The sequence below is a fragment of the Pseudomonas sp. NPDC089406 genome, assembly GCF_044900265.1.
GTDB lineage: Bacteria > Pseudomonadota > Gammaproteobacteria > Pseudomonadales > Pseudomonadaceae > Aquipseudomonas > Aquipseudomonas fakonensis.
This window is the reverse complement of sequence record NZ_JBJDNC010000018.1, coordinates 87,209-108,551: the sequence shown is the minus strand read 5'-3', so window position 1 is coordinate 108,551 and position 21,343 is coordinate 87,209. Positions and strand designations below refer to the sequence as shown.

Annotated in this window: 17 protein-coding genes and 1 pseudogene; 16 read left to right on the top strand and 2 right to left on the bottom strand. The window is 67.5% G+C overall.

Annotated elements, in window-relative coordinates:
- Nucleotides 1-289 precede the first annotated feature (289 nt).
- The 5 genes from ACI2KK_RS14770 to ACI2KK_RS14750 all read left to right on the top strand — a co-directional run bounded on the left by ACI2KK_RS14770 (nt 290) and on the right by ACI2KK_RS14750 (nt 6,265).
- Nucleotides 290-745: a (2Fe-2S)-binding protein gene (locus ACI2KK_RS14770; protein ID WP_404669443.1), complete on the top strand. Its 456-nt coding sequence runs from the start codon at nt 290-292 to the stop codon at nt 743-745.
- The gene (locus ACI2KK_RS14765; RefSeq protein WP_404669442.1) at nt 745-2,997 is read left to right on the top strand and encodes a molybdopterin cofactor-binding domain-containing protein; all 2,253 of its coding nucleotides are present in this window, start codon (nt 745-747) and stop codon (nt 2,995-2,997) included. The genes ACI2KK_RS14770 and ACI2KK_RS14765 overlap by 1 nt, the downstream gene beginning before the upstream one ends.
- A 9-nt stretch (nt 2,998-3,006) precedes the next feature.
- A complete protein-coding gene (locus ACI2KK_RS14760) occupies nt 3,007-4,347 on the top strand; it encodes a c-type cytochrome (RefSeq protein ID WP_404669441.1) in 1,341 nt (446 codons plus the stop codon).
- A 167-nt stretch (nt 4,348-4,514) separates the two neighbouring features.
- Nucleotides 4,515-5,528, top strand: a complete 1,014-nt coding sequence (locus tag ACI2KK_RS14755; RefSeq protein ID WP_404669440.1) for an XdhC family protein — start codon at nt 4,515-4,517, stop codon at nt 5,526-5,528.
- Between the two features lie 167 nt (nt 5,529-5,695).
- Nucleotides 5,696-6,265, top strand: a complete 570-nt coding sequence (locus tag ACI2KK_RS14750) for a hypothetical protein (protein WP_217885633.1) — start codon at nt 5,696-5,698, stop codon at nt 6,263-6,265.
- Nucleotides 6,266-6,477: 212 nt separating this feature from the next.
- On the opposite strand, the gene ACI2KK_RS14745 is transcribed toward ACI2KK_RS14750, so the two are convergent.
- Together ACI2KK_RS14745 and ACI2KK_RS14740 are read right to left on the bottom strand one after the other, a co-directional pair.
- Nucleotides 6,478-7,437 (bottom strand): aliphatic sulfonate ABC transporter substrate-binding protein, encoded by a 960-nt coding sequence (locus tag ACI2KK_RS14745; protein ID WP_404669439.1) that lies wholly within the window; start codon nt 7,435-7,437, stop codon nt 6,478-6,480.
- 16 nt (nt 7,438-7,453) lie between these two features.
- Entirely contained in the window at nt 7,454-8,419 is a 966-nt protein-coding gene (locus ACI2KK_RS14740; RefSeq protein WP_217842831.1) for an ABC transporter substrate-binding protein, read from the bottom strand.
- A gap of 326 nt (nt 8,420-8,745) precedes the next feature.
- Between ACI2KK_RS14740 and ACI2KK_RS14735 the strand changes: the two genes are divergently transcribed.
- From ACI2KK_RS14735 to ACI2KK_RS14685, 11 genes and pseudogenes are all read left to right on the top strand, one after another.
- A complete protein-coding gene (locus ACI2KK_RS14735) occupies nt 8,746-9,636 on the top strand; it encodes a LysR family transcriptional regulator (protein ID WP_217842830.1) in 891 nt (296 codons plus the stop codon).
- Between the two features lie 578 nt (nt 9,637-10,214).
- Nucleotides 10,215-11,348: an acyl-CoA dehydrogenase family protein gene (locus tag ACI2KK_RS14730; RefSeq protein ID WP_404669438.1), complete on the top strand. Its 1,134-nt coding sequence runs from the start codon at nt 10,215-10,217 to the stop codon at nt 11,346-11,348.
- Nucleotides 11,345-12,289, top strand: coding sequence for a D-isomer specific 2-hydroxyacid dehydrogenase family protein (locus ACI2KK_RS14725; RefSeq protein ID WP_404669437.1), 945 nt, complete (start codon nt 11,345-11,347; stop codon nt 12,287-12,289). The genes ACI2KK_RS14730 and ACI2KK_RS14725 overlap by 4 nt, the downstream gene beginning before the upstream one ends.
- Nucleotides 12,290-12,306: 17 nt before the next feature.
- Nucleotides 12,307-13,101 carry a class II aldolase/adducin family protein gene (locus tag ACI2KK_RS14720; RefSeq protein ID WP_404669436.1) on the top strand — a complete coding sequence of 265 codons (795 nt, stop codon included), beginning with the start codon at nt 12,307-12,309 and terminating at the stop codon, nt 13,099-13,101.
- Nucleotides 13,102-13,256: 155 nt separating this feature from the next.
- Entirely contained in the window at nt 13,257-14,876 is a 1,620-nt protein-coding gene (locus ACI2KK_RS14715; RefSeq protein WP_404669435.1) for an ABC transporter substrate-binding protein, read from the top strand.
- Complete coding sequence (locus tag ACI2KK_RS14710) at nt 14,873-15,823, top strand: ABC transporter permease (RefSeq protein WP_217842825.1); 951 nt, start codon at nt 14,873-14,875, stop codon at nt 15,821-15,823. Before ACI2KK_RS14715 ends, ACI2KK_RS14710 begins: the two co-directional genes overlap by 4 nt.
- Before the next feature lies 1 nt (nt 15,824).
- Nucleotides 15,825-16,739, top strand: coding sequence for an ABC transporter permease (locus tag ACI2KK_RS14705; RefSeq protein WP_404669434.1), 915 nt, complete (start codon nt 15,825-15,827; stop codon nt 16,737-16,739).
- A pseudogene (locus ACI2KK_RS14700) lies at nt 16,736-17,530 on the top strand (ABC transporter ATP-binding protein); the annotation flags it as partial. The gene ACI2KK_RS14705 and the pseudogene ACI2KK_RS14700, both read left to right, overlap by 4 nt.
- Entirely contained in the window at nt 17,528-18,355 is an 828-nt protein-coding gene (locus tag ACI2KK_RS14695) for an ABC transporter ATP-binding protein (protein WP_404669458.1), read from the top strand. The pseudogene ACI2KK_RS14700 and the gene ACI2KK_RS14695, both read left to right, overlap by 3 nt.
- A gap of 259 nt (nt 18,356-18,614) precedes the next feature.
- Nucleotides 18,615-19,949: an LLM class flavin-dependent oxidoreductase gene (locus tag ACI2KK_RS14690; RefSeq protein ID WP_404669433.1), complete on the top strand. Its 1,335-nt coding sequence runs from the start codon at nt 18,615-18,617 to the stop codon at nt 19,947-19,949.
- A gap of 156 nt (nt 19,950-20,105) precedes the next feature.
- The gene (locus tag ACI2KK_RS14685; protein WP_404669432.1) at nt 20,106-21,191 is read left to right on the top strand and encodes an LLM class flavin-dependent oxidoreductase; all 1,086 of its coding nucleotides are present in this window, start codon (nt 20,106-20,108) and stop codon (nt 21,189-21,191) included.
- Nucleotides 21,192-21,343 lie beyond the last annotated feature (152 nt).

Genomic DNA, 21,343 nt, shown 5'->3' with positions numbered 1-21,343 from the left:
CGCCGGGGCGCCCCCCCCCCCCCCCCCCCCCCCCCCCCCCCCCACCCACCGCCCCCCCCCCCCCCCCCCCCCCCCCCCCCCCCCCCCCCCCCCCCCCCCCCCCCCGCTCCTACAGCCTTGCCCGCCCTATCCCGATCCCCCGAAATCCTTGCCTGATCCTCCGCGCCTTCCATCCCCCCGATAGGAAACGTTTCAGCTGCAAGCTAAAGTTTCATGACCCCCGCTCCGTGCCTCGCTGCACGGCGTGCATAAAACAACGACACATCAACCGATGATCAGCAGGTGAACCATGGAACTACGCATCAACCAGAAGACCTACCAGGTCGAGGCGGACGCCGATACGCCGTTGCTGTGGGTGATCCGCGACGACCTTGGCCTGACCGGTACCAAGTACGGCTGCGGCCTGGCCCAATGCGGCGCCTGCTCGGTGCTGGTCAACGGCAACGTGGTACGCGCCTGCGTGACGCCGGTGGCCGGCGTGGTCGGCCTGGACATCACCACCATCGAAGCCATCGAGCAAGACCCGGTGGGCAAGCGCGTGGTCGAGGCCTGGGTCGAGCACCAGGTGGCGCAGTGCGGCTACTGCCAGTCGGGCCAGGTGATGGCCGCCACCGCGTTGCTCAAGCACAGCGCCAAGCCCAGCGACGCGCAGATCGAGGCGGCTATGGTCAACCTGTGCCGCTGCGGCACCTACAACGCCATCCATGCCGCAGTGCACGAACTGGCCGAAGGAGGCAACGCCTGATGAACGCGCGTCTCGACTCCCCCGCCGACCTGCTTGACCTGCCCGCCGGCGAAACCGTCAACCTGTCGCGCCGGCGCTTTCTGGCCGGCACCGCCGTCGGCGCCCTGGTGCTGGGCTTTGGCCTGCCGCTGGGCGTACCCCGGGTACAGGCCGCTGCAGCTGCGGCCAGCGCCGAGCGCGGCACCCAGGTGCCGGCGTTTCTGGAAATTCGCCCCGATAGCAGCGTGCGCCTGCTGTGCCCGTTCATGGAGGGCGGCCAGGGCACCTACACCGCCATGGCGCAAATCGTCGGTGAAGAGCTGGATGTGGACCCGGCGCACTTTTTGGTCGACAGCGCCCCGCCCGGTGAAACCTACGTGGTGATGGAAAACGGCCTGCGCATCACCGGCGGCAGCATGTCGGTACGCATGAGCTACCCGACCATGCGCCGCCTCGGCGCCCTGGCCCGGGCCATGTTGTTGCAGGCCGCTGCCGAGCAACTGGGGGTGCCGGTCGAAGAACTCAGCACCGAGCCCGGCAAGGTGCTGCACGTAGCCTCCGGCCGCTCGCTGGCCTATGGCGAGCTGGCCGGCCGCGCCATGGACCTGCCGGTGCCGGACCCTGCCAGCGTCAAGCTGCGCGACCCCAGCCAGTTCCGCTGGATCGGCAAGCCGGTGCGCCGGGTGGACGCTTACGACAAGTCCACCGGCAAGGCCGTGTACAGCATCGACATCAAGGTCGACGACATGCTCCACGCCGCCGTGCAACATGCGCCGCGCCTGGGCATGACCGTGGCCGGGCTGCGCAACGAAGCCCAGGTCAAGGCCATGAAGGGCGTGCACTCGGTGCACCAGCTGCCCGGCGCAGTGGCCGTGGTGGCCGAGCGCTGGTGGCACGCCAAACGCGCGGTCGAGGCACTGCAGGTGGACTGGCAGGAGCCCGGCGCAGGCAGCACCGTACGCGCCATGCCCAAGGACTTTTCCAGCCAGGGCTGGCTGGACCATTTGGCCGCGCAGACCGGCCCGGCCCGCGACGACGAGCACGAAGGCGACCTGGCCGCGGCCATGGCCAGCGCCAAGACCACCGTCGAGGCCAGCTACCGCAACCAGTACCTCAACCACGGCCAGTTGGAGCCACCCTCGGCCACCGCGCGCTTCAACCCCGACGGCACCCTTGAGGTGTGGCTGCCCAACCAGGCGCCAGACATGTTCCGCGCCGACATCGCCAAGCGCACTGGCCTTGCCCCCGAGCAGATCACCCTGCACTCGCCGCTGTTGGGCGGTTTCTTCGGCCGGCATTTCCTTTACGACTCAGCCAACCCCTACCCCCAGGCCATCACCCTGGCCAAGGCGGTCGGGCGCCCGGTCAAAGTGATCTGGACCCGTGAAGAAGAATTCTTGCGCGACGTGCTGCGCCCGGTGGCGGTGGTCAAGTTCCGCGCAGGGCTGGACGCCGACGGCATGCCGGTGGCCATCGAGGCGGTCAGCGCCACCGAAGGCCCCACCGAAGCCCTGGCCGGCAAGCAGGGCGAGAAAATCGACCCCACCGCCATCGAAGGCTTGGCCGGCAAGGCCTACGCCATCCCCAACAAGCGCATCGCGCAGATTTACGTCAAAGGCCCGGCGATGCTCGGTTACTGGCGTTCGGTGGGCAATTCGCTGAACGACTTCTTCTACGAAAGCTTCCTCGACGAGCTGGCCGACAAGGGCGGCAAGGACCCGTACGAGTTACGCCTGCACCTGCTGCGTGACAACCAACGCCTGACCACTCTGCTCAAGGCGGTGGCCAAACTTGCTGGCGGCTGGAAGCCCGGCCCGTTCACCGCCGAGGACGGCAGCAAGCGCGCCCGCGGCGTGGCCATGGCCTCGCCGTTCGGCTCCCATGCGGCGGTAATCGCCGAAGTGTCCATCGAAAACGGCCAGGTGAAGGTGCACGACATCTGGCAGGCCATCGACCCTGGCAGCATCGTCAACCCGGCGATCATCGAAGCCCAGGTCAACGGCGCGGTGGCCCTGGGGCTGTCGCAAACCCTGCTGGAAGAAGCCGTGTGGCTCGACGGCGCACCGCGGGCGCGCAACTACGACCTGTACCCGATACTGCCGGCCCAGCGCATGGCCCGGGTGCATGTGCGCATCGTCGAAAGCGGCGAGAAAATGGGCGGTATCGGCGAGCCGCCGCTGCCAGCGGTGGCACCGGCCGTGGCCAACGCCGTGGCGCGCCTGACCGGGCAGCGCGTGCGTAGCCTGCCCCTTGACCGCCACACCTTCAGCTGAGGGCCGCCCATGAGCAACCGCCGCTTCGCAAGAACCGCCGGCTGGCTGGCCGTGCCCTGCCTGGTCGCCGCCGCCCTGCTGGCCTGGTACGTCACCCGCGAGCCTGCCACGCCGTTCAAGGCCGACACCCCGGTGGACGCCGCGCTGGTCAGCCGGGGCGAGTACGTCGCCCGCCTGAGCGACTGCGTGGCCTGCCACAGCCTGCCGGGCCAGGCGCCGTTCGCCGGCGGGCTGGAAATGGCCACGCCGCTGGGGGCGATCCACGCCACCAACATCACCCCTGACAGCGAGCACGGCATCGGCCAGTACAGCCTGGCCGACTTCGACCGCGCCGTGCGCCACGGCGTGGCCCCGGGCGGGCGCCGGCTGTACCCGGCCATGCCCTACCCGTCCTACGCCAAGCTCAGCGATGACGATATGCGCGCGCTGTATGCGTTCTTCATGCAGGGCGTGCAGCCGGCAGCCACGCCCAACATCGCCAGCAGCATCCCCTGGCCGCTGAACCTGCGCTGGCCCATTGCGCTGTGGAACGGGCTGTTTGCCCCCACCACGCCCTATGCCGAGAAAACCGGCCAGGACGCGCTGTGGAACCGCGGCGCCTATATCGTCCAGGGCCCCGGGCACTGCGGCAGCTGCCACTCCCCACGCGGCCTTGCGTTCAACGAAAAGGCCCTGGACGAAGGCGGTACGCCGTTCCTCGCCGGCGCCCTGCTGGACGGCTGGTACGCCCCCAGCCTGCGCCAGGACCCCAACACCGGGCTGGGCCGCTGGAGCGAGCAGGACATCGTGCAGTTTCTCAAGACCGGGCGTAACAAACATGCGGTGGTGTACGGCTCGATGACCGAGGCGTTCAACAACTCCACCCAGTTCATGGCCGACGACGACCTGGCCGCCATCGCCCGCTACCTCAAGTCGCTGCCCGGCGACCCGCAACGCGACGGCACGCCGTGGCAGTACCAGGCGGTGTCCGCTGCCGAGCGGCTGGATGCACCGGGTGCGCACACCTACGTGACCCGCTGCGCCAGCTGCCATGGCCTGGACGGCAAGGGCCAGGCCGAGTGGATGCCGCCGCTGGCCGGGGCCACCTCGATGCTGGCCGGCGAGAACGCCTCGGCGATCAACATCACCCTGAACGGCTCGCAGCGCATCGTCGCCGCCGGGGTGCCGGACGCCTACCGCATGCCGGCGTTCCGTCAGCAGCTGTCGGACCAGGAAATTGCCGAGGTGCTGAGCTTTGCCCGCGCCACCTGGGGCAACCAGGGCAGCGCGGTGAGTGCGCAGGCGGTGGGCAAGTTGCGCGGGCATACCGACCCGGCCAGCAGCAGCCCGATCATTTTGCATATGCGTTGAGCAGGAGCATGGGATTGCCGACCTGATACATGCCCCTGTGGGAGCGGGTTTACCCGCGAATGCTGCATCAGCCTCACCGACGCCTTCGCGGGTAAACCCGCTCCCACAGGGCATGCATCAAGCGGCAATCGCACGCCCTGCAACTGACTGAACGAGGTTCGCTCACCATGGAAAGCATCGACCTGCTGGTGCTGCGCACCGCCCACGACTGGCTCGCTGCCGGCCACCGCGTGCTGCTGGCCACCGTGGCCCGCACCTGGGGTTCGTCGCCGCGCCCGGTGGGCTCGATGATGGCCCTGCGCAGCGATGGCCGGGTGGTGGGTAGTGTGTCCGGTGGCTGCATCGAGGACGACCTGGTGCACCGCCACACCAGCGCCTACGGCGGCCAAGGGTTCACCGATGGCCCGCCGGAGCGGGTGCGCTATGGCGTCAGCGCCGACGAGGCGCACCGCTTCGGCCTGCCCTGCGGCGGCACCCTGGAGTTGATCCTCGAGTTCAGCCCCAGTGCCGCCAGCCTGCAACAGCTGCTGACCCTGCTCGACAGCGGGCAACTGGTACAACGCCAGCTGGCCCTGGCCGATGGTGCGGCGACGCTGAGCGTCAGCGCCACCCCGCAGCCCTTTGATTGCAATGACCAACGCATGCTCAACACCCTGGGCCCCGGCTACCGCATGCTGCTGATCGGCGCCGGCGCCCTGGCCGAATACCTGGCCACCATGGCGCTGTTCAACGGTTTCAAGGTGGCCGTGTGCGACCCGCGCCCGGAATACATGGCCAGTTGGGCAGTGGCCGGCGTCGAGCACCTCAAGGGCATGCCGGACGATGTGGTGCGCGCTTTCCGTAGCGACGCGCGCACCTGCATCATCGCCGTCAGCCATGACCCCAAGCTCGATGACCTGGCGTTGCTCGAAGCGCTGCACGGGCCTGCGTTCTACATCGGCGCCATCGGTTCGCGGCGCAACAGCCAACTGCGCCGCGAGCGGCTGATCGAACACTTTGGCGAAACCGAGCACTCGCTCGAGCGGCTGCACGGGCCGATCGGCATCTACATCGGCAGCAAGACCCCGGCGGAGATCGCGGTGAGCGTGATGGCCGAGGTGCTGGCGGCAAAGAACGCGGTGGCCTTGCCGGGGGCGGTCAATGTGTCGCAGGCCAAGGGGGCCAGGGAGTCAACCGCCTGAACCGCATAGCCTCAGGCCTGCGCCGTACCTGTAGGAGCCGGCTTGCCGGCGATAGGGCCCGCAAAGGCAGCACAAAGCCCCGAAGTGCATCTTGCCCCTCGACCAGCCCGGTCTATGCTTGTGCTCGCCATAACCCAAACGGTATCGATCACAAGGAAGACAGGCCAATGACTCCATTCACCCGCGCCATCGCTCTAGCCTCGTTAGTGTCTGCCGCAACCTTCACCGCCCACGCAGCGCAACTGCCGATTGCCAGCGAAGCCCTTGAAAGCCACGTCAAAACCGAGGTGACCGCCATCGACCTGGCCAACCGCCAGGTGACGGTCAAGGGCCCCCACGACAAGGATGTGACCTTCCAGCTCACGGAAAAGGCCAAGGCCCTGCCCAACCTCAAGGTCGGTGACCAGGTCGACATCTACGTCACCCGCGCCGTGGCCTATGTGCTCAACACCGACGTTGGCGGTGCGCCCAAGGCCAGCGAGGAAACCGGCACCATCCGCGCCAAGGCCGACAACCCCAACCCCGGCGGCGAAGCCTTCCGCCAGGTGAAGGTGACCTCGCAGATCAAGAAGATCGACCTCAAGACCCACGAAGTCAGCCTGCTGCCGCCCGAAGGCAAGCTGCAGGTAGTGAAGGTGGAAGACCCCGAGCTGCAGGCACGGATGAAAAACCTCAAGGTCGACCAGACCGTGGATGCGATCTACACCGAAGTGCTGCGAGTAGAAACCTCGCGCTGACCCCTTTGCTTTGGGGCCGCTGTGCGGCCCTTCGCGGGTAAACCCGCTCCCACAGGGACTGCATAAGCTTCAGGCCAGTGCCGTACCTGTAGGAGCCGGCTTGCCGGCGATGAGGCCGGTTCAGGCAGCACAAGACAGTTGCTCCCACAACGATCACCGTTCCCTGTGGGAGCGGGTTTACCCGCGAAGGGCTGCGCAGCAGCCCCATGGTTTCACTGCGCCAAACGCGGCTCGAACAGGCTGACCGCCTTGGCATCCACCGCTTTAGGCAACAACCCCTCCCGATAAAACGCATCGGCAATCTGCTGCTGCTCCGCAAGGTTATCCACCTTCACCGGCTGCACATCATAGCTGCGCCGGGCATTGGCCTGCTGCACCGTGGCGCTGTCCAGGTTGCCCCACTGCGGGCCAAGAATGCGCGCCGCCGCCGCCGGGTTGGCCTTGGCCCAGGTACCCGCCTCGCGCAGGGCCAGGTACAGCTGCTGCAGCACCTCGGGGTGGGCCTTGGCGTAGTCGCTGCCGGCCAGGTAGTAGCGCTGATAGCTGGCCAGGCCACTGCCGTCGGCGAGGATGCGCGCATTCTGCTGGCGCTGGGCGCTGGCCACGTACGGGTCCCAGGTGACCCAGGCATCCACCTTGCGGTTCTCGAACGCCGCGCGCCCGTCGGCCGGGATCAGGTAGGCCGGGGTGATGTCCTTGAAGCTCAAGCCGGCCTTGGCCAGGGCCTGGATCAACAGGTAATGGCTGCCGGCGGCCTTGGTCACCGCCACCCGCTTGCCCTTGAGGTCGGCCAGGGTTTTCAGCGGCGAATCGGCCGGCACCAGAATCGCCTGGGCGGTGGGTGACGGGGTTTCACGGGCGAAGTAGGTCAGCTTGGCGCCGGCGGCCTGGGTGAACACCGGCACCGTGTCGGCGACGTCTGCCGACACATCGACATTGCCCAGGTTCAGCGCCTCGAGCAGTGGCAGGCCGCTGGGGAACTCGTGCCAGCTGATGCGGATACCTTCGGCGCCCAGGCGCTGCTCGAGGGTGCCGCGGGCCTTGAGCAGGGTCAGCAAGGTGGAGGACTTCTGGTAGCCGATGCGCAGGGTCTGTTCGGCGTGGGCCAGGCTTGGCAGCAAGGTACCGGCCAGCAGCGCCAGGGCCAGCCGGCGTACAGGTTTCAACAACATGGGGGAGTCTCCAGGGTCAGGGTTGCGCGGCCAGCTTGGCGGCGCCGGGTACGGTAAAGCCGGTGGCGAAGGTGGGGGCCACGTCGAGGCGTTGGTTCATCAGGCCGTGGGCCTGGTAGAAGTCGGCGGTGTCCTGCTGCTCGGCCACGGTCTGCGGGTCGATGACCTGCCAGCGCAACTGCCGGCGCTCGAACTGCAAGCGCGCGGCGGCCTCGGGGAAGCCGATGATCGCGGCCAGGGTTTTCGAGTAGCTGTCCAGGTGCTGGTTGGCCCACACCTGCGCCCCGGCCAGGCGGTTCAGGTAATCCTGCAAGGCTGCGCGCCGTGCCGGTGCGTCCAGTGCCTTGTCGGTGGCGGCGAGGAAGCTGTTGCCGCTGGACAGCCCGCGGCCGTTGACCAGCACCCGGCCCTGCCCGCTCAGTTCGGCAAGCGCGGTGTAGGGTTCCCAGGTCGACCAGGCGTCCACCGAGCCGTTGGCCAGGGCGATCTTGGCGTCCACCGGGCCAAGGAAGCGAAACTCCACGTCCTTTTCCGTCAGGCCGGCCTGGTCCAGCGCCTTGAGTGCCAGGTGGTGGCCGATCGAGCCGCGGCCGGTGGCGATGCGTTTGCCCTTGAGGTCGGCGGCGCTGTGCAGCGGCGCGTCGGGGCGCACCAGCAGCGCGGTGCCGTAGGGGTCGGACTTGTCCACGGCAATCGCCTTGACCGGCGCGCCGGAGGCCAGCACGAACAACAGCGGCGCATCGCCGATGATACCGGCGTCGATGGCCCCGGCGTTGAGCGCTTCGGCCAGGGGCGCGGCAGCGGGGAACTCGGCCCAGTGGATGTCGTAGGGCAGATCGCGCAGGGCGTCGGCGGCTTCCAGCTGGGCGCGCATGTTGCCCTTCTGGTCGCCGATGCGCAGGGTCAGGCGCTCGCTGGCAGCGGCTTGGCTGGCCAGCAGCATGGCGGCGGCGAGGGTCAGCAACTTCGAACGGATGGACATGGCGCTCCTCGGGGTCTGGGCGGGCCGCATCGTGCGGCCCGTGACGGCAGACTTTAGCGAGAAGTTTTTAATAACCAAAAGTGATTTTAGGAATAACCTAATATGCAATTTTAACAAAACTCTGTAGGAGCGGCCTTGTGTCGCGAAAGGGCCGCGTAGCGGCCCCAGGATCTTGGCATCATGCAAAATTGCCGGGGCCGCTAAGCGGCCCTTTCGCGACACAAGGCCGCTCCTACAGGGGGCAGCGATGCTTAAATTTTGGCATTACTTGCAAGCCAGATTATGCTAACGGCTTATTTTCCCGTTCACTCCTGCGAGCGCCGATCATGAAAATCGATGACATGGACGCCTTCGTGGCGGTCATCCGTTGCCAGTCCACCAACCTTGCCGCCGAGGCCCTGCAACTGACCCAGCCGGCCATCACCCGGCGGGTGCAGAACTTCGAGGAAGACCTCGGCGCCACACTGCTCGACCGCAACACCAAGCCGCTCAAGCCCACGCCCATGGGCCTGCGGGTGTACGAGCAATGCAAGGCCATCCTGCGCGAGATCGACGCGCTGCGCGAACTGGTGGCCAACGACGGCGCGCCCTCCGGCACCCTGCGCCTGGGCGTGCCGCAAACCCTCGGCGACGTGGTGCTGCTGGATGCCCTGGCGCGCATCCGCGAGGCCTACCCGCCGCTGCGCACCCAGGTCAGCAGCGGCTGGGGCAGCAGCCTGATCGCACGCATGGAAAACGGCGAGCTGGACGCCGCCGCGGCGCTGTTCCCGCCGGGCAAGATCTTCCCCGAAGGCATCGCCAGCCAATCGATCGCGCGCATGCCGCTCAAGGTGGTGGCGGCCAAGGGCAGCGCCAGCAAGCGCAGCTACAAGCTCAAGGACTGCTACACCCGTGGCTGGGTGCTCAACCCCGACGGCTGCGGCTTTCGCGCCGGCTTGCAGCGGGCACTGAGCGAACAGGGGCTGAGCCTGTCGATCAACCTGGAAACCTTCGGCACCGAGTTGCAGCTGGGACTGGTGGCCAACGGCCAGGGCCTGGGGCTAGTGCCCGAGCCGCTGCTGCTGGCCAGCCGGCACCGGGATGAACTGGAGGTGCTGAACGTCAGTGACTTCAAGCCGCAGGTGGACTTGTGGCTGTTCCACCCGCGCTACCTGGGCAATTTGCAGGGGCCGGTGGAGTTGTTTGGTGAAGTGGCCGGGCATCGGTTGTTGGGGTGAAGGGGGTTGCGTTAGGGCTGCCAGGTGTTCGTCGGAAGTTGCGTCAGGGCCTCTAGGTGTTCGCCACAACCCTTGCAGCGCCTATCAGATCGAGCGCCGCCCGCGCGGCGCTTCGCGGGTAAACCCGCTCCCACAGTTTGTTTCGTGCCAGTCTGTCCTGTGCCATCACCAGGTCCGCCTTGTTGGTACGACGCGGTTTCAGCGTGGGCGTTGCCGCCGCTCCACATGACTCAAGGCATGCACCAAAGCGGACAGTGGTACTTTCACAGGAATAATTGGCCCGAAACAAACTGTGGGAGCGGGTTTACCCGCGAAGCGCCGCGCGGGCGGCGCTCGATCTGATAGGCGCTGCAAACCCTTCGGCGAACACTGGGTGGCCCCAACACGCGCTGACTCAAAGACCTTGAAAGGGATACTCGAAACGCACGCCCACGCAGCAATAAATGCAATATTTGCATATAAAAACAAAATATAAATTCCACAAACTGATAATTAGCATAGAACCAAAAAGACTTTTACAGCGTTCATTCATACGAATACGGTCTTAGCAACCCACCGTCATTCAGGGATGAACCCCCATGAGTCACCCTTCCGACGCCGCCCTGGCCGAGCTTACCCAGGCCTTGGCGGCCAACGCCGAGCGCTACGACCGCAGCGCGCAGTTCCCCAAGGACAACTTCGACCTGCTGCAGCGCCACGGCCTGCTGGCACTGACCGTGCCCACAGCGCTCGGCGGCGGCGGAGCCGACCTGGCCACGGCGCGCCGGGTGATCGGCGCGGTCGGCAAGGGCGACCCGGCCACCGCGCTGATTCTGGTGATGCAGTACCTGCAGCACTTTCGCCTGCAGGACGAAACCCGCTGGCCCGAACACCTGCGCACGCAGGTGGCGCGCGATGCCGTGCAGCACGGCGCGCTGATCAACGCCCTGCGCGTGGAGCCCGCACTGGGCACCCCAGCCCGCGGCGGCCTGCCCGCCACCGTGGCGCGGCGCACCGCCGAAGGCTGGCGCCTGAGCGGGCGCAAGATCTACTCCACCGGCAGCCACGGCCTGAGCTGGTACCTGGTGTGGGGCCGCAGCGATGACGCCGACCCGCTGGTGGGCGGCTTTCTGGTGCAACGCGACACCCCCGGTATCAGCATCGTCGAAGACTGGGACCACTTGGGCATGCGCGCCACCTGCAGCCATGAGGTGCGCTTTGACGAGGTGCTGATCCCCCTCGACCACGCCGTCAGCGTCAGCCCCGCCAGCGCCCCGCGCGCAGAGCTGGACGGCGAAAGCCTGCTGTGGATGGCGGTGCTGCTGCCGGCGGTGTACGACGGCGTGGCCCGCGCCGCGCGGGACTGGCTGGTGGGTTTCCTGAACCAGCGCGCGCCATCCAACCTCGGCGCACCACTGGCCAGCCTGCCGCGCTTCCAGGACGTGCTGGGGCGCATCGACACCCTGCTGTTCGCCAACCAGAGCCTGCTGGATTCTGCCGCCGCCGGGCACATCGCCGCCCAGCACGCCGGGCAGATCAAACACCTGGTCAGCGCCAACGCCATCCAGGCCGTGGAGCTGGCCATCGAGGCCGCCGGCAACCCCGGCCTGTCGCGGCGCAACCCGCTGGAGCGGCACTACCGCGACGTGCTCTGCAGCCGCATCCATACGCCCCAGGACGACGTGGTGTTCGGCCAGGCCGGGCGCAACGCATTGACGCAGGTGACCGCATGAGCCATTCGATCATCGCCAGCCAGCTGGACCCTCAAGCCAACCAGGCCCTGCGCGAGCGCCTGGTGGACCACGAGGTGGTCGATGTGCCCTTCGGCAAACTGAACTTCGAAGTGCCCGCAGATGTGTTCATCCTGCGCCCGGTGAACATCCGCGGGCAGCGAGTCGACACCCCGCCGCCGGGCTGGCCATGGAACCTGAAGTGGGTGCAGTTGGTGTCCTCGGGCATCGACTTCTACCCCGACTGGGTGTTCCAGGGCCCGCCGGTCACCAGTGGCAAGGGCGCCAACGCCGAGCAGGTGGCCGAGTTCGCCCTGGCCCTGGTGTTCGCCGCCGCCAAGCAGTTGCCCGGCCTGTGGGTGAAGCACGCCGACTGGCAACTGACCCCGCTGGCCCCGGTACGTGGCCGCACCCTGGGCATTCTCGGCTTTGGCAGCATTGGCCAGAGCCTGGCGCGCAAGGCCGTGGCCCTGGGCATGCGGGTCCTGGCCCTGAGCCGCCCCGGCCAACCCATCGCCGACATTGCCGGCGTGGAGCGCGCCGAGGACCTGCGCCAGCTGTTCGCCGGCAGCGACCATCTGGTGCTGGCCGCCCCGCTCACCCCCGCCACCCGCGGCCTGATCGACCGCCAGGTGCTGGCCCACGCCCGCCCCGGCCTGCACCTGGTGAACATCGCCCGCGGCGGCCTGCTCGACCAACAGGCGCTGCTCGAGGCCCTGGACAGCGGCCTGCTGGGCCGCGCCAGCCTGGACGTCACCGACCCCGAGCCGTTGCCCGCCGGCCACCCGTTGTACCAGCACCCCCGGGTGTTCTTGTCGCCGCACACCTCGGCCATTTCTGCAGACGGCTACCCGGCCTTCCTCGACGCCTTCGTCGCCAACTTCCACCGCTACCGCGAGCAGGCGCCGCTGGCCAACCTGGTCGACAGCGCACGCGGCTACTGATTACCGGAGAACACACCATGACCTCACTGTCTGCCGTCACCCCCATCACCGCGCATGTGCGCGACCGGGTCAGCGCCGAAGAATGGGAGGTGCGGGTCAAGCTGGCCGCCGCCTACCGGTTGGCCGCACTGTTTCGTTGGACCGACCATATCTACACGCACTTCTCGGCGCGGGTACCGGGGCCGGACGAGCACTTCCTGATCAACGCCTTCGGCCTGCTGTTCGATGAAATCACCGCCTCCAACCTGGTCAAGGTGGATGTCGACGGCACCCTCATCGACGACCCGCTGGGGCTGGGCATCAACCAGGCCGGCTACGTGATCCACAGCGCCATCCACCGTGCCCGCCCCGACCTCGCCGCCGTGCTGCACACCCACACCCGCGACGGCGCGGCGGTTTCGGCGCAGCGCGACGGTTTGCTGCCGATTTCCCAGCACGCCCTGGCCTACTACAGCCGGGTGGTTTACCACGACTACGAAGGCGTGGCCCTGGACCTGGACGAGCAACAACGGCTGGTGGCCAACCTGGGCGACAGCAACATCCTGATTTTGCGCAACCACGGGCTGCTGACCGGGGGCGTCAGCGTGGAGCATGCGTTCCGCGAGCTGCACGGGCTGGAGCGGGCCTGCAATATCCAGGTGGCGGCCCAGGCTGGCGGCAATGACCAGTTGCTGCATGCCTCGCCAGCGGCGATTGCCAAGGTGCATGAGCAATCGAAGCGGTTCTCCGATGGCAAGGGTGAGGGGATCCAGCGGCACTGGGATGCATTGATCCGCCAACTGGAGCGGGAGGGGCTTGAGTACCAGGACTGATTGAAAGGTATCTGTCGCCTGTTATGGCCTCTTCGCGGGTAAACCCGCTCCCACAGGGACCCCACAGTCCTCAGGCCCAGCGCCCTACCTGTGGGAGCGGGTTTACCCGCGAAGAGGCCGGCGCAGGTCACCCAATTTCCTAGAAGGATGACCCCATGCCCCCACTGCACCGCCTGTTCGCCCTCGGCGCCCTGGCCCTGGCACTCAATGCCTGCTCCCCCGCCGACAACACCGCCACCAGCAACACCCTCAACATCGCCTTCTGGGGCGACAACACCACCCTGGTGAGTGTCGACCCGTTCCAAGTCTACTGGCTGGAACACCGCGTGCTGCTGCGCAACGTCGCCGAATCACTGACCGACCAAGACCCGCAAAGCGGCCGCATCATCCCGTGGCTGGCGAAAAGCTGGGAGGTGGGCAGCGATGCCCTGAGCTACACCTTCCACCTGCGCCAGGACGTCACTTTCAGCAACGGCGAGCGCTTCGACGCCCATGCGGTGAAGGCCGCCTTCGACAGCAACAAGGCCTTCGCCACCCAGCTGCCGGCCACCTTCGGCGCCACCTACCTGGCCGGCTACGACCACGCCGAGGTGATCGACGACTTTACCGTGCGCCTGGTGCTGGCCAAGCCCAATGCCGGCTTCCTGCAGGCCACCTCCACCACCAACCTGGCGATTCTGGCCCCGGCCTCGTACAAGCTCAGCGCCCAGGAGCGCTCGCTGGGCAAGATCATCGGCACCGGCCCGTTCGTGCTCGAGCACTACACCCCCGAAGTGGGCGCACGGCTGGTCAAGCGTGCCGACTACGCCTGGGCCTCGGCCAACGTGCACAACCCGGGCGCCGCGCATCTGGACGCGGTAGAGATCAGCTACATCGCCGAAGAGAGCGTGCGCAACGGCCTGTTCCTGCAGGGCAAGGCCGACATCCTGTGGCCGCGCAACCCGTTCTCCGAGGTGGACCTGAAGCTGTTCCAGAGCAAGGGCGCGACCATCCAGAGCCGCTCGCTGCCGGGCCCGGCGCTGAACCTGTACCCCAACACCCGCAACGACCGCCTGCTGGGCGACCGCCAGGTGCGCCTGGCGCTGCAAAAGGCCATCGATCGCACAAGCTACGCGCACACCGTGTACAACGCCGAGTTCCCAGTAGTCAGCGGGGTGTACGACGTGACCACCCCGTACTTCAAGCCACAGGCCGACAAGCTCGCCTACGACCCCAAGGGCGCCGAGCAACTGCTCGAGGGCGCCGGCTGGCACAAGGGTGACGACGGCTACCGGCACAAGAACGGCCAGCGCCTGACCCTGCGCTACAACATCAGCCCCGCCGAAAGCGCAGGCGACGTACTGGTGCAGGACCAACTGCGCAAGGTGGGTATCGACCTCAAGCTGAACGTGCTGACCCGCGCCGAATGGGTGGCCGGCAACGCCTCGGGCAACTACGACCTGACCTCGACCTACATGACCCGCGCCGACCCGATCATCCTGCAGACCATCCTCGACCCGCGCGCGGCCAACAGCGCAACCCTTGCCACCAACAGCTACGAGCCGCACACCCTGCCCAAGGTGCAGGCGCTGTTCGACCAGGGCATCACCGCCACCGCCGACACCCAGCGCGCCGACGCCTATGGCCAGTTGCAGGACCTGCTGGTCAACGAGGCCTCGGCGTTCCCGCTGTACGAGCGGGTGTGGCAGGCGGCCACCGCGCCACGGGTCAAGGACTTCCGCTGGACCGCCGAAGGCTTTGCCTTCCTCAGTGACATCCAGGTCGGCCAGCCATGAAACGCTATCTGATCGGCCGCATCGGCCAGGCGCTGCTAGTGTTGTGGGGCGCCTACACCATCAGCTACTTCATCCTCTACCTGCTGCCGGGCGATACCCTGGCGATCATGCTCAGCGCATCAGGCATGGAGGCCGACGGCCTGTCGCCCGAGGACCTGGCCCGCGCCCGCGCCTACTACGGGCTGGACAAGGGCTTGTTCGAGCAGTACTTCGACCTGCTCTGGCGCGCCATACATGGCGACCTGGGCCAGTCGCTGTCGCTGGGCCGGCCGGTGACCGCGCTGCTGGCCGAGCGCCTGCCGCAAACCCTGGCCCTGGCGGGGCTGGCCATCGTGCTGTCGCTGCTGGCCGGGGTGGGCCTGGCCTACCTGACCGCCTACCTGCAATGGCGCCCGCTCAAGAGCGCCCTCACCCGCCTGCCGTCGCTGGGCTTTTCGGTGCCGGTGTTCTGGATGGGCCTGCTGCTGATCCAGGTGTTCGCCTTTGGCCTGGGCTGGTTCCCGGCCACCGGCAGCCAGGGCTTTGCCAGCCTGGTGCTGCCGGCGGTGACCCTGGCCATCCCCAGTGCGGCGGTGTACGCCCAGGTGCTGCAACGCGGCTTTGCCGGGGTGTGGCAGGAGCCCTACATCGCCACGGCCTTTGCCAAGGGCCTGAGCCGCGCCCAGGTGCAGGCGCGCCACGGGCTGCGCAACGCGGCTTTGCCGCTGCTGACCCTGGTGGGGCTGCAGGTGGGCAACACGGTATCCGGCGCGGTGCTGGTGGAGACCATCTTTTCGCGCAACGGCGTCGGGCGCCTGGCCCAGGAGGCGGTGTTGCGCCAGGACATTCCGGTGGTGCTGGCGATTGTCGCGGTGTCGGCGGCGGCCTTTGTGGTGGTGAATTTGATCGTCGACCTGCTTTACCCGTGGCTTGACCCGCGGATTACCCATACGGCCAAGGTGAGCTGAGATGACTATCGATGTGGGCTTCATCGCCGGCAAGCCGGCTCCTACAGGGGGCCTTGCCGCCCCGGGTAAAGGCTGGAAACGCCGCACCCGCTGGCAACGGTTGCACCAGGCGGCAGCGCCGCTGCTGCGCCGGCCGGGTTTCAGCCTGGCCTTGCTGGTGGTGCTGTTCGCCTTGCTGGCAGCCTTGGTGCCGCAACTGCTGAGCAGCTTCGACCCCTATGCCACCTCCCCGGCCGACAAGCTCAGCGCACCGAGCCTGGTGCACTGGTTCGGCACCGACGAACTGGGCCGCGACCTGTACACCCGGGTCGTGTACGGCGCGCGGCTGAGCGTGCTGGCGGCGCTGCTGGCAGTGGCGATCGCCCTGGCCGGCGGCCTCGGGCTGGGGGTGCTGGCGGGCTTTGCCGGCGGGCGCCTGGACGCGGCCTTGATGCGCATCATCGACGTGCTGCTGGCCCTGCCTGGCCTGTTGCTGGCCCTGGCCATCGTCACCGCCATCGGCTTTGGCACGGTGCCGGTGGCCATCGCCGTGGGGGTGGGCATCATCCCGGGCTTTGCCCGCACCACCCGCGCCGAAGTGCTGCGCATCAAAACCCTGCCCTACGTCGAGGCCGCGCGCCTGGGCGGTGCCAGCTGGGCGCGCACGCTGCTGCGCCATGTGCTGCCCAACGCCTGGGGGCCGGTGGCGGTGCTCGCCACCCTGGACTTCGGCGCGGCCATTCTGGCTACCGCCGGCCTTAGCTTTTTGGGTTTTGGCGCCGCGCCACCGGCGGCGGAATGGGGCACGCTGATTGCCAACGGCCGCCACTTTTTGATCACCGCACCCTGGGTGTCCCTGCTGCCGGGGCTGTTCGTGGTGGCGGTGGTGTTCAGCCTCAACCACCTGGCGCGCAGCGTCGAGGAGCATGCCCGATGAGCCAGCCACCCTTGATCGAGGTCCGCGACCTCAGTGTCAGCTACCGCTTTGCCGGGCAGCGCACCCAGGCCGTGCAGGGGCTTTCGTTCAGCCTGCAACAGGGCGAGACCCTGGCCATCGTCGGCGAGTCCGGCTCGGGCAAGTCGACCCTGGCCAACGCCCTGCTCGGCTTGTTGCCGGGCAATGCCCAGGTCGACCAGGGCGAGCTGTGGGTAGCCGGGGTGGATGTGGCCAAGGCCAGTGAACGGGCCAGGCGCCAGCTGCGCGGGCGCACCGTCGGCCTGGTGCCGCAGGACCCGATGGTCAGCCTCAACCCCACCCTGCGCATCGGCCAGCAAATTGCCGAGGCGCTGTTGCTGGCCAAGGGCGTGCGCCGCTACCCGGGGCTGGACGCCGATGTGCAGGAGCTGCTGGCCCAGGTCGGCCTGGACGACCCGGCGCTGCGCGCCCGGCAGTACCCCCACGAGTTGTCCGGCGGCATGCGCCAGCGGGTGCTGATTGCCATCGCCCTGGCCGGCAACCCGCGGCTGATCATCGCCGACGAACCCACCAGCGCGCTGGATGTGACGGTGCAGCGGCGCATCCTCGACCACCTGCAACAGCTGGTGGCCGAGCGCGGTATTTCGCTGCTGATCATCACCCATGACTTAGGCATGGCCTGTGACCGTGCCGACCGCCTGCTGGTGATGCGCCACGGGCAACTGGTAGAGCATGCCTCGCCGCGCCAGGTGCTGTGGGGCTCGCAGCAGCCCTATACCCGCGACCTGCTCAATGCCGCGCCCGCCTTCGTGCCCCGGCACCGGCCGAGGGTGGCCGAAGGGCTGGCGCTGCTGCGCCTGAGCCACGTGGGCAAACGCTTTGCCCTGCCGGGGCAGGACGCGCATTTTACCGCGCTGCATGACCTGAACCTTGAAGTGCATGCCGGCCAGACCCTGGCCATTGTCGGTGAGTCCGGCTCGGGCAAAAGCACTGCGCTGCGCATCGCCCTGGGCCTGGAAAAACCCAGCAGCGGCAGCGTAGAGTTTGCCGGCATCGACGTGACCAGCCACAGCTGGCGGGCGTTCCGGCCCCTGCGCCGGCGTATCCAGCTGGTGCAGCAAAACCCCTTCGCCGCCCTCGACCCGCGCTTTACCGTGTTCGACAGCATCGTCGAGCCGCTGGTGGCGTTCGGGCTGCTCAAGGGCCAGGCGCTGGAGCGCCGGGCGCGGGAGCTGATAACCCAGGTGCAGTTGCCGGTGCAGTTTCTCGACCGGCTGCCCAAGGAGTTGTCCGGCGGGCAGCGCCAGCGGGTGGCGATAGCCCGGGCGCTGGCGCTGGAGCCGGAGGTGTTGCTGCTGGACGAGCCGGTGAGTGCGCTGGATGTGTCGGTGCAGGCGCAGGTGCTGGCGCTGCTGGACGAGCTGCAGCGCGAGCTGGGCATGGCCTATGTGTTGGTGTCCCATGACCTGGCGGTGGTGGCGAGCATGGCCGACCAGGTGCTGGTGCTGCGCCGCGGGCAGGTGGTGGAACAGGGGCCGGCGGTTCAGGTGCTGTCGCAGCCGGGCAGCAGCTATACCCGTGAGCTGATTGCGGCGATACCGGGGTATTCGCGCAGTGTGTTGCCGGTGGCGGTTTAGAGGGCGCCTGGTCGGGCCCTATCGCCGGCAAGCCGGCTCCTACAGGAGAGCGCGATTAGCTGTAGGAGCCGGCTTGCCGGCGATTGGCCTAAAACAAATATGCGCATATTGAACAAATAGATTATTAAACAAACACATAATTAGCTTAGAACCACAAAGCCTTTCACAAGCCCCTCTCCCCCACGCTAACGTCCCCTCTTACCAGTCCGACCCCACACCCGGCGGAGGCCTCCACAACCTGATTGCAGAAGGACTCCCCATGAGCAAGCGACAGATCAAACTCGGCGCGATGATCCACGGTGTCGGCCACGGCTGGGGCGAATGGCGCCACCCCGAGGCGCTGGCCGATGCCAGCGTCAACTTCGGTTTCTACAAGCAGCAGGCGCAACTGGCGGAGGCGGCGAAGTTCGACTTCGCCTTCATCGCCGACAGCCTGCACATCCACGCTCGCTCCAGCCCCCACTACCTCAACCGCTTCGAGCCGCTGACCATTCTTTCGGCGCTGGCGGCGGTCACCCAGCACATCGGCCTGGTGGCCACGGTCACGGTCAGCTACAGCGAACCCTTTCAGGTGGCGCGCCAGTTTGCCTCGCTGGACTTGATCAGCGGCGGGCGTGCCGGCTGGAACGTGGTCACCTCGTGGCTGTCGGGCACCGCCGACAACTTCGGCAAGGCCGAGCACCCGCCCCACGCCGTGCGCTACCGCATCGCCCGCGAGCATGTGGAGGTGGTCAAGGGGCTGTGGGACTCGTGGGAGGACGACGCCTTCACCCGCAACAAGCAGACCGGCGAATACTTCGCCCCCGACAAGCTGCACACCCTTGGCCACCAGGGTGAGTTCTTCAAGGTGAAGGGGCCGCTGAACATCCAGCGCTCGCCCCAGGGCCAGCCGCTGATCTTCCAGGCCGGGGTGTCGGACGACGGGCGCAATTTCGCCGCGCAAAACGCCGATGCGATCTTCGTCAGCCCCGAGTCGTTCGCCGATGCCCGGGCCTATTACCAGGACCTGAAAAAGCGCGCCGCGCAGCACGGTCGCGACCCCGAGCAGCTGTTCATTCTGCCGGGCATCCGGCCCATTGTCGGGCGCGATGAAGCCGAGGTGGAGAGCCGTTACCAGCAGGCGGTGGAGCTGGTGAGCATCGAGGACGCCATCGTCGCCCTGGGCCGGCCGTTCAACGACTACGACTTCAGCCAGCACGACCTGGACGCGCCCTTCCCCGACCTGGGCACCTTGGGTGACAACAGCCACAAGGGCACCGCCGACCAGCTCAAGCAGCTGGCCCGCGACGAGGGGCTGACCCTGCGCCAGCTGGCACTGCGCTTCTCGCGGCCACGGCGCGATTTCACCGGCACCCCGCAGCAGGTGGCCGATGCGCTGCAGCACTGGTTCGAGCAGGGGGCGGCGGATGGTTTCATCATCAACCAGTTGCTGCCGGACGGGCTGCAGTACTTCACCGAGTGGGTGGTGCCGCTGTTGCAAGAGCGGGGGCTGGTGCGCAGCGAGTACCCGGGCAGCACCTTGCGCGACAACTTCGGGCTGGCGGTGCCAGAGAACCGCAACACGGTACGCCGTAGCCAAAGCGCTGTGGCTTGAGATAGCCGGGACCGCTTTGCGGTCCTTTCGCGACACAAGGCCGCTCCTACAGGTAACCGCATTCCCATGATCTGGCCCCGCTCCTCTGTGGGAGCGGGCTTGCCCGCGATGGGCTGCACTGCAGCCCCGCCCCTCACCTAAAAGGAATTTTGCCCCATGACCCTCGAATTCATCGGCCTGATCGGCCCCCAGGAAAGCAGCGAATCCCAGGCCCCGCGTGGCCCGCTGTTGGACCTGGAATTCATCAAGGCCTTCGCCCAGGCCCAGGAATACGGCGGCTTCGACAAGGCCCTGCTGGCGGTCAACACCAGCGCGCCAGACTCGATGATCCTGGCCAGCTACGTGGCCGCACTCACCGAGCGCATCGGCCTGTTGGTGGCGCACCGCCCGGGCTTTCAGGCGCCCACCTTCGCCGCCCGCCAGTTCGCCACCCTCGACCAGCTCAGCCGTGGCCGCGCCTCGATCAACGTGATCACCGGCGGCGACAGCGGCGACCTGCAGCGCGACGGCGACTTCCTCGACAAGGACGCCCGCTATGCCCGCACCGACGAGTACCTGCAGGTGCTGCGCAACACCTGGACCCAGACCGAACCCTTCGACCACCAGGGCGCGCATTACCGGGTGGAAGACAACCTGACCCTGGTCAAGCCGGTGGGCAAGCTGCCCATCTATTTCTCCGGCGCCTCGGACGCTGCGGTGGAGGTGGCCGCCAAGCATGCCGATGTGTACATGATGTGGGGCGAGCCGCTGGAGCAGGTGCGCGAGCGCATCGCCCAGGTGCGCAAGGCCGCCGCCCGCTACGGGCGCGAAAAGCACATCCGCTTCAGCCTGTCGCTGCGCCCGATCCTCGGCGCCACCGAGGACCAAGCCTGGGCCCGCGCCGAGCGCATTCTCAGCGATGCCAAGCAACGCATCGGCATCCGCCAGGGCAACCGCCGCGAGAAGAATTTCGGCAAGAGCAACGTGGGCTCGGAGCGGCTGGTGCAACTGGCCGGCAAGGTGCATGACACCCGGCTGTGGACCGAAATCGCCGCGTTAGGGGGCGGCGCGGGGAATTCCACCTCGCTGGTGGGGACGCCGGACCAGGTCGCTGAGGCGGCGCTGGCGTATTACGAACTGGGGGTGAGTACCTTCCTGTTCCGTGGCTTCGATCAGTTGCGTGATGCGGTGGAATACGGGCAGGAGCTGATACCGCGGATTCGCGCCTTGGTGGAAGGTGGGCGTGAGCAACGCAGGGCCTGATTCGCCTGGCAGGGCGCTATCGCCGGCAAGCCGGCTCCTATGGAACACATCACAACTCGTTGATTTAACGAAGATTCTGTGGGAGCGGCTTTAGCCGCGAACACCGGCGAAGCCGGTGCCATCTAGCGCGGTGCCTGCTTCGCGGCTAAAGC

Bases quoted from the DNA above. Each gene is read 5' to 3' on its own strand.
- ACI2KK_RS14730 (WP_404669438.1), top strand. From the start codon at position 10,215: ATGAGTCACCCTTCCGACGCCGCCCTGGCCGAGCTTACCCAGGCCTTG.
- ACI2KK_RS14765 (WP_404669442.1), top strand. From the start codon at position 745: ATGAACGCGCGTCTCGACTCCCCCGCCGACCTGCTTGACCTGCCCGCC.
- ACI2KK_RS14750 (WP_217885633.1), top strand. From the start codon at position 5,696: ATGACTCCATTCACCCGCGCCATCGCTCTAGCCTCGTTAGTGTCTGCC.
- ACI2KK_RS14685 (WP_404669432.1), top strand. From the start codon at position 20,106: ATGACCCTCGAATTCATCGGCCTGATCGGCCCCCAGGAAAGCAGCGAA.
- ACI2KK_RS14735 (WP_217842830.1), top strand. From the start codon at position 8,746: ATGAAAATCGATGACATGGACGCCTTCGTGGCGGTCATCCGTTGCCAG.
- ACI2KK_RS14710 (WP_217842825.1), top strand. From the start codon at position 14,873: ATGAAACGCTATCTGATCGGCCGCATCGGCCAGGCGCTGCTAGTGTTG.
- ACI2KK_RS14725 (WP_404669437.1), top strand. From the start codon at position 11,345: ATGAGCCATTCGATCATCGCCAGCCAGCTGGACCCTCAAGCCAACCAG.
- ACI2KK_RS14745 (WP_404669439.1), bottom strand. From the start codon at position 7,437: ATGTTGTTGAAACCTGTACGCCGGCTGGCCCTGGCGCTGCTGGCCGGT.
- ACI2KK_RS14705 (WP_404669434.1), top strand. From the start codon at position 15,825: ATGACTATCGATGTGGGCTTCATCGCCGGCAAGCCGGCTCCTACAGGG.
- ACI2KK_RS14715 (WP_404669435.1), top strand. From the start codon at position 13,257: ATGCCCCCACTGCACCGCCTGTTCGCCCTCGGCGCCCTGGCCCTGGCA.
- ACI2KK_RS14690 (WP_404669433.1), top strand. From the start codon at position 18,615: ATGAGCAAGCGACAGATCAAACTCGGCGCGATGATCCACGGTGTCGGC.
- ACI2KK_RS14770 (WP_404669443.1), top strand. From the start codon at position 290: ATGGAACTACGCATCAACCAGAAGACCTACCAGGTCGAGGCGGACGCC.
- ACI2KK_RS14720 (WP_404669436.1), top strand. From the start codon at position 12,307: ATGACCTCACTGTCTGCCGTCACCCCCATCACCGCGCATGTGCGCGAC.
- ACI2KK_RS14755 (WP_404669440.1), top strand. From the start codon at position 4,515: ATGGAAAGCATCGACCTGCTGGTGCTGCGCACCGCCCACGACTGGCTC.
- ACI2KK_RS14740 (WP_217842831.1), bottom strand. From the start codon at position 8,419: ATGTCCATCCGTTCGAAGTTGCTGACCCTCGCCGCCGCCATGCTGCTG.
- ACI2KK_RS14760 (WP_404669441.1), top strand. From the start codon at position 3,007: ATGAGCAACCGCCGCTTCGCAAGAACCGCCGGCTGGCTGGCCGTGCCC.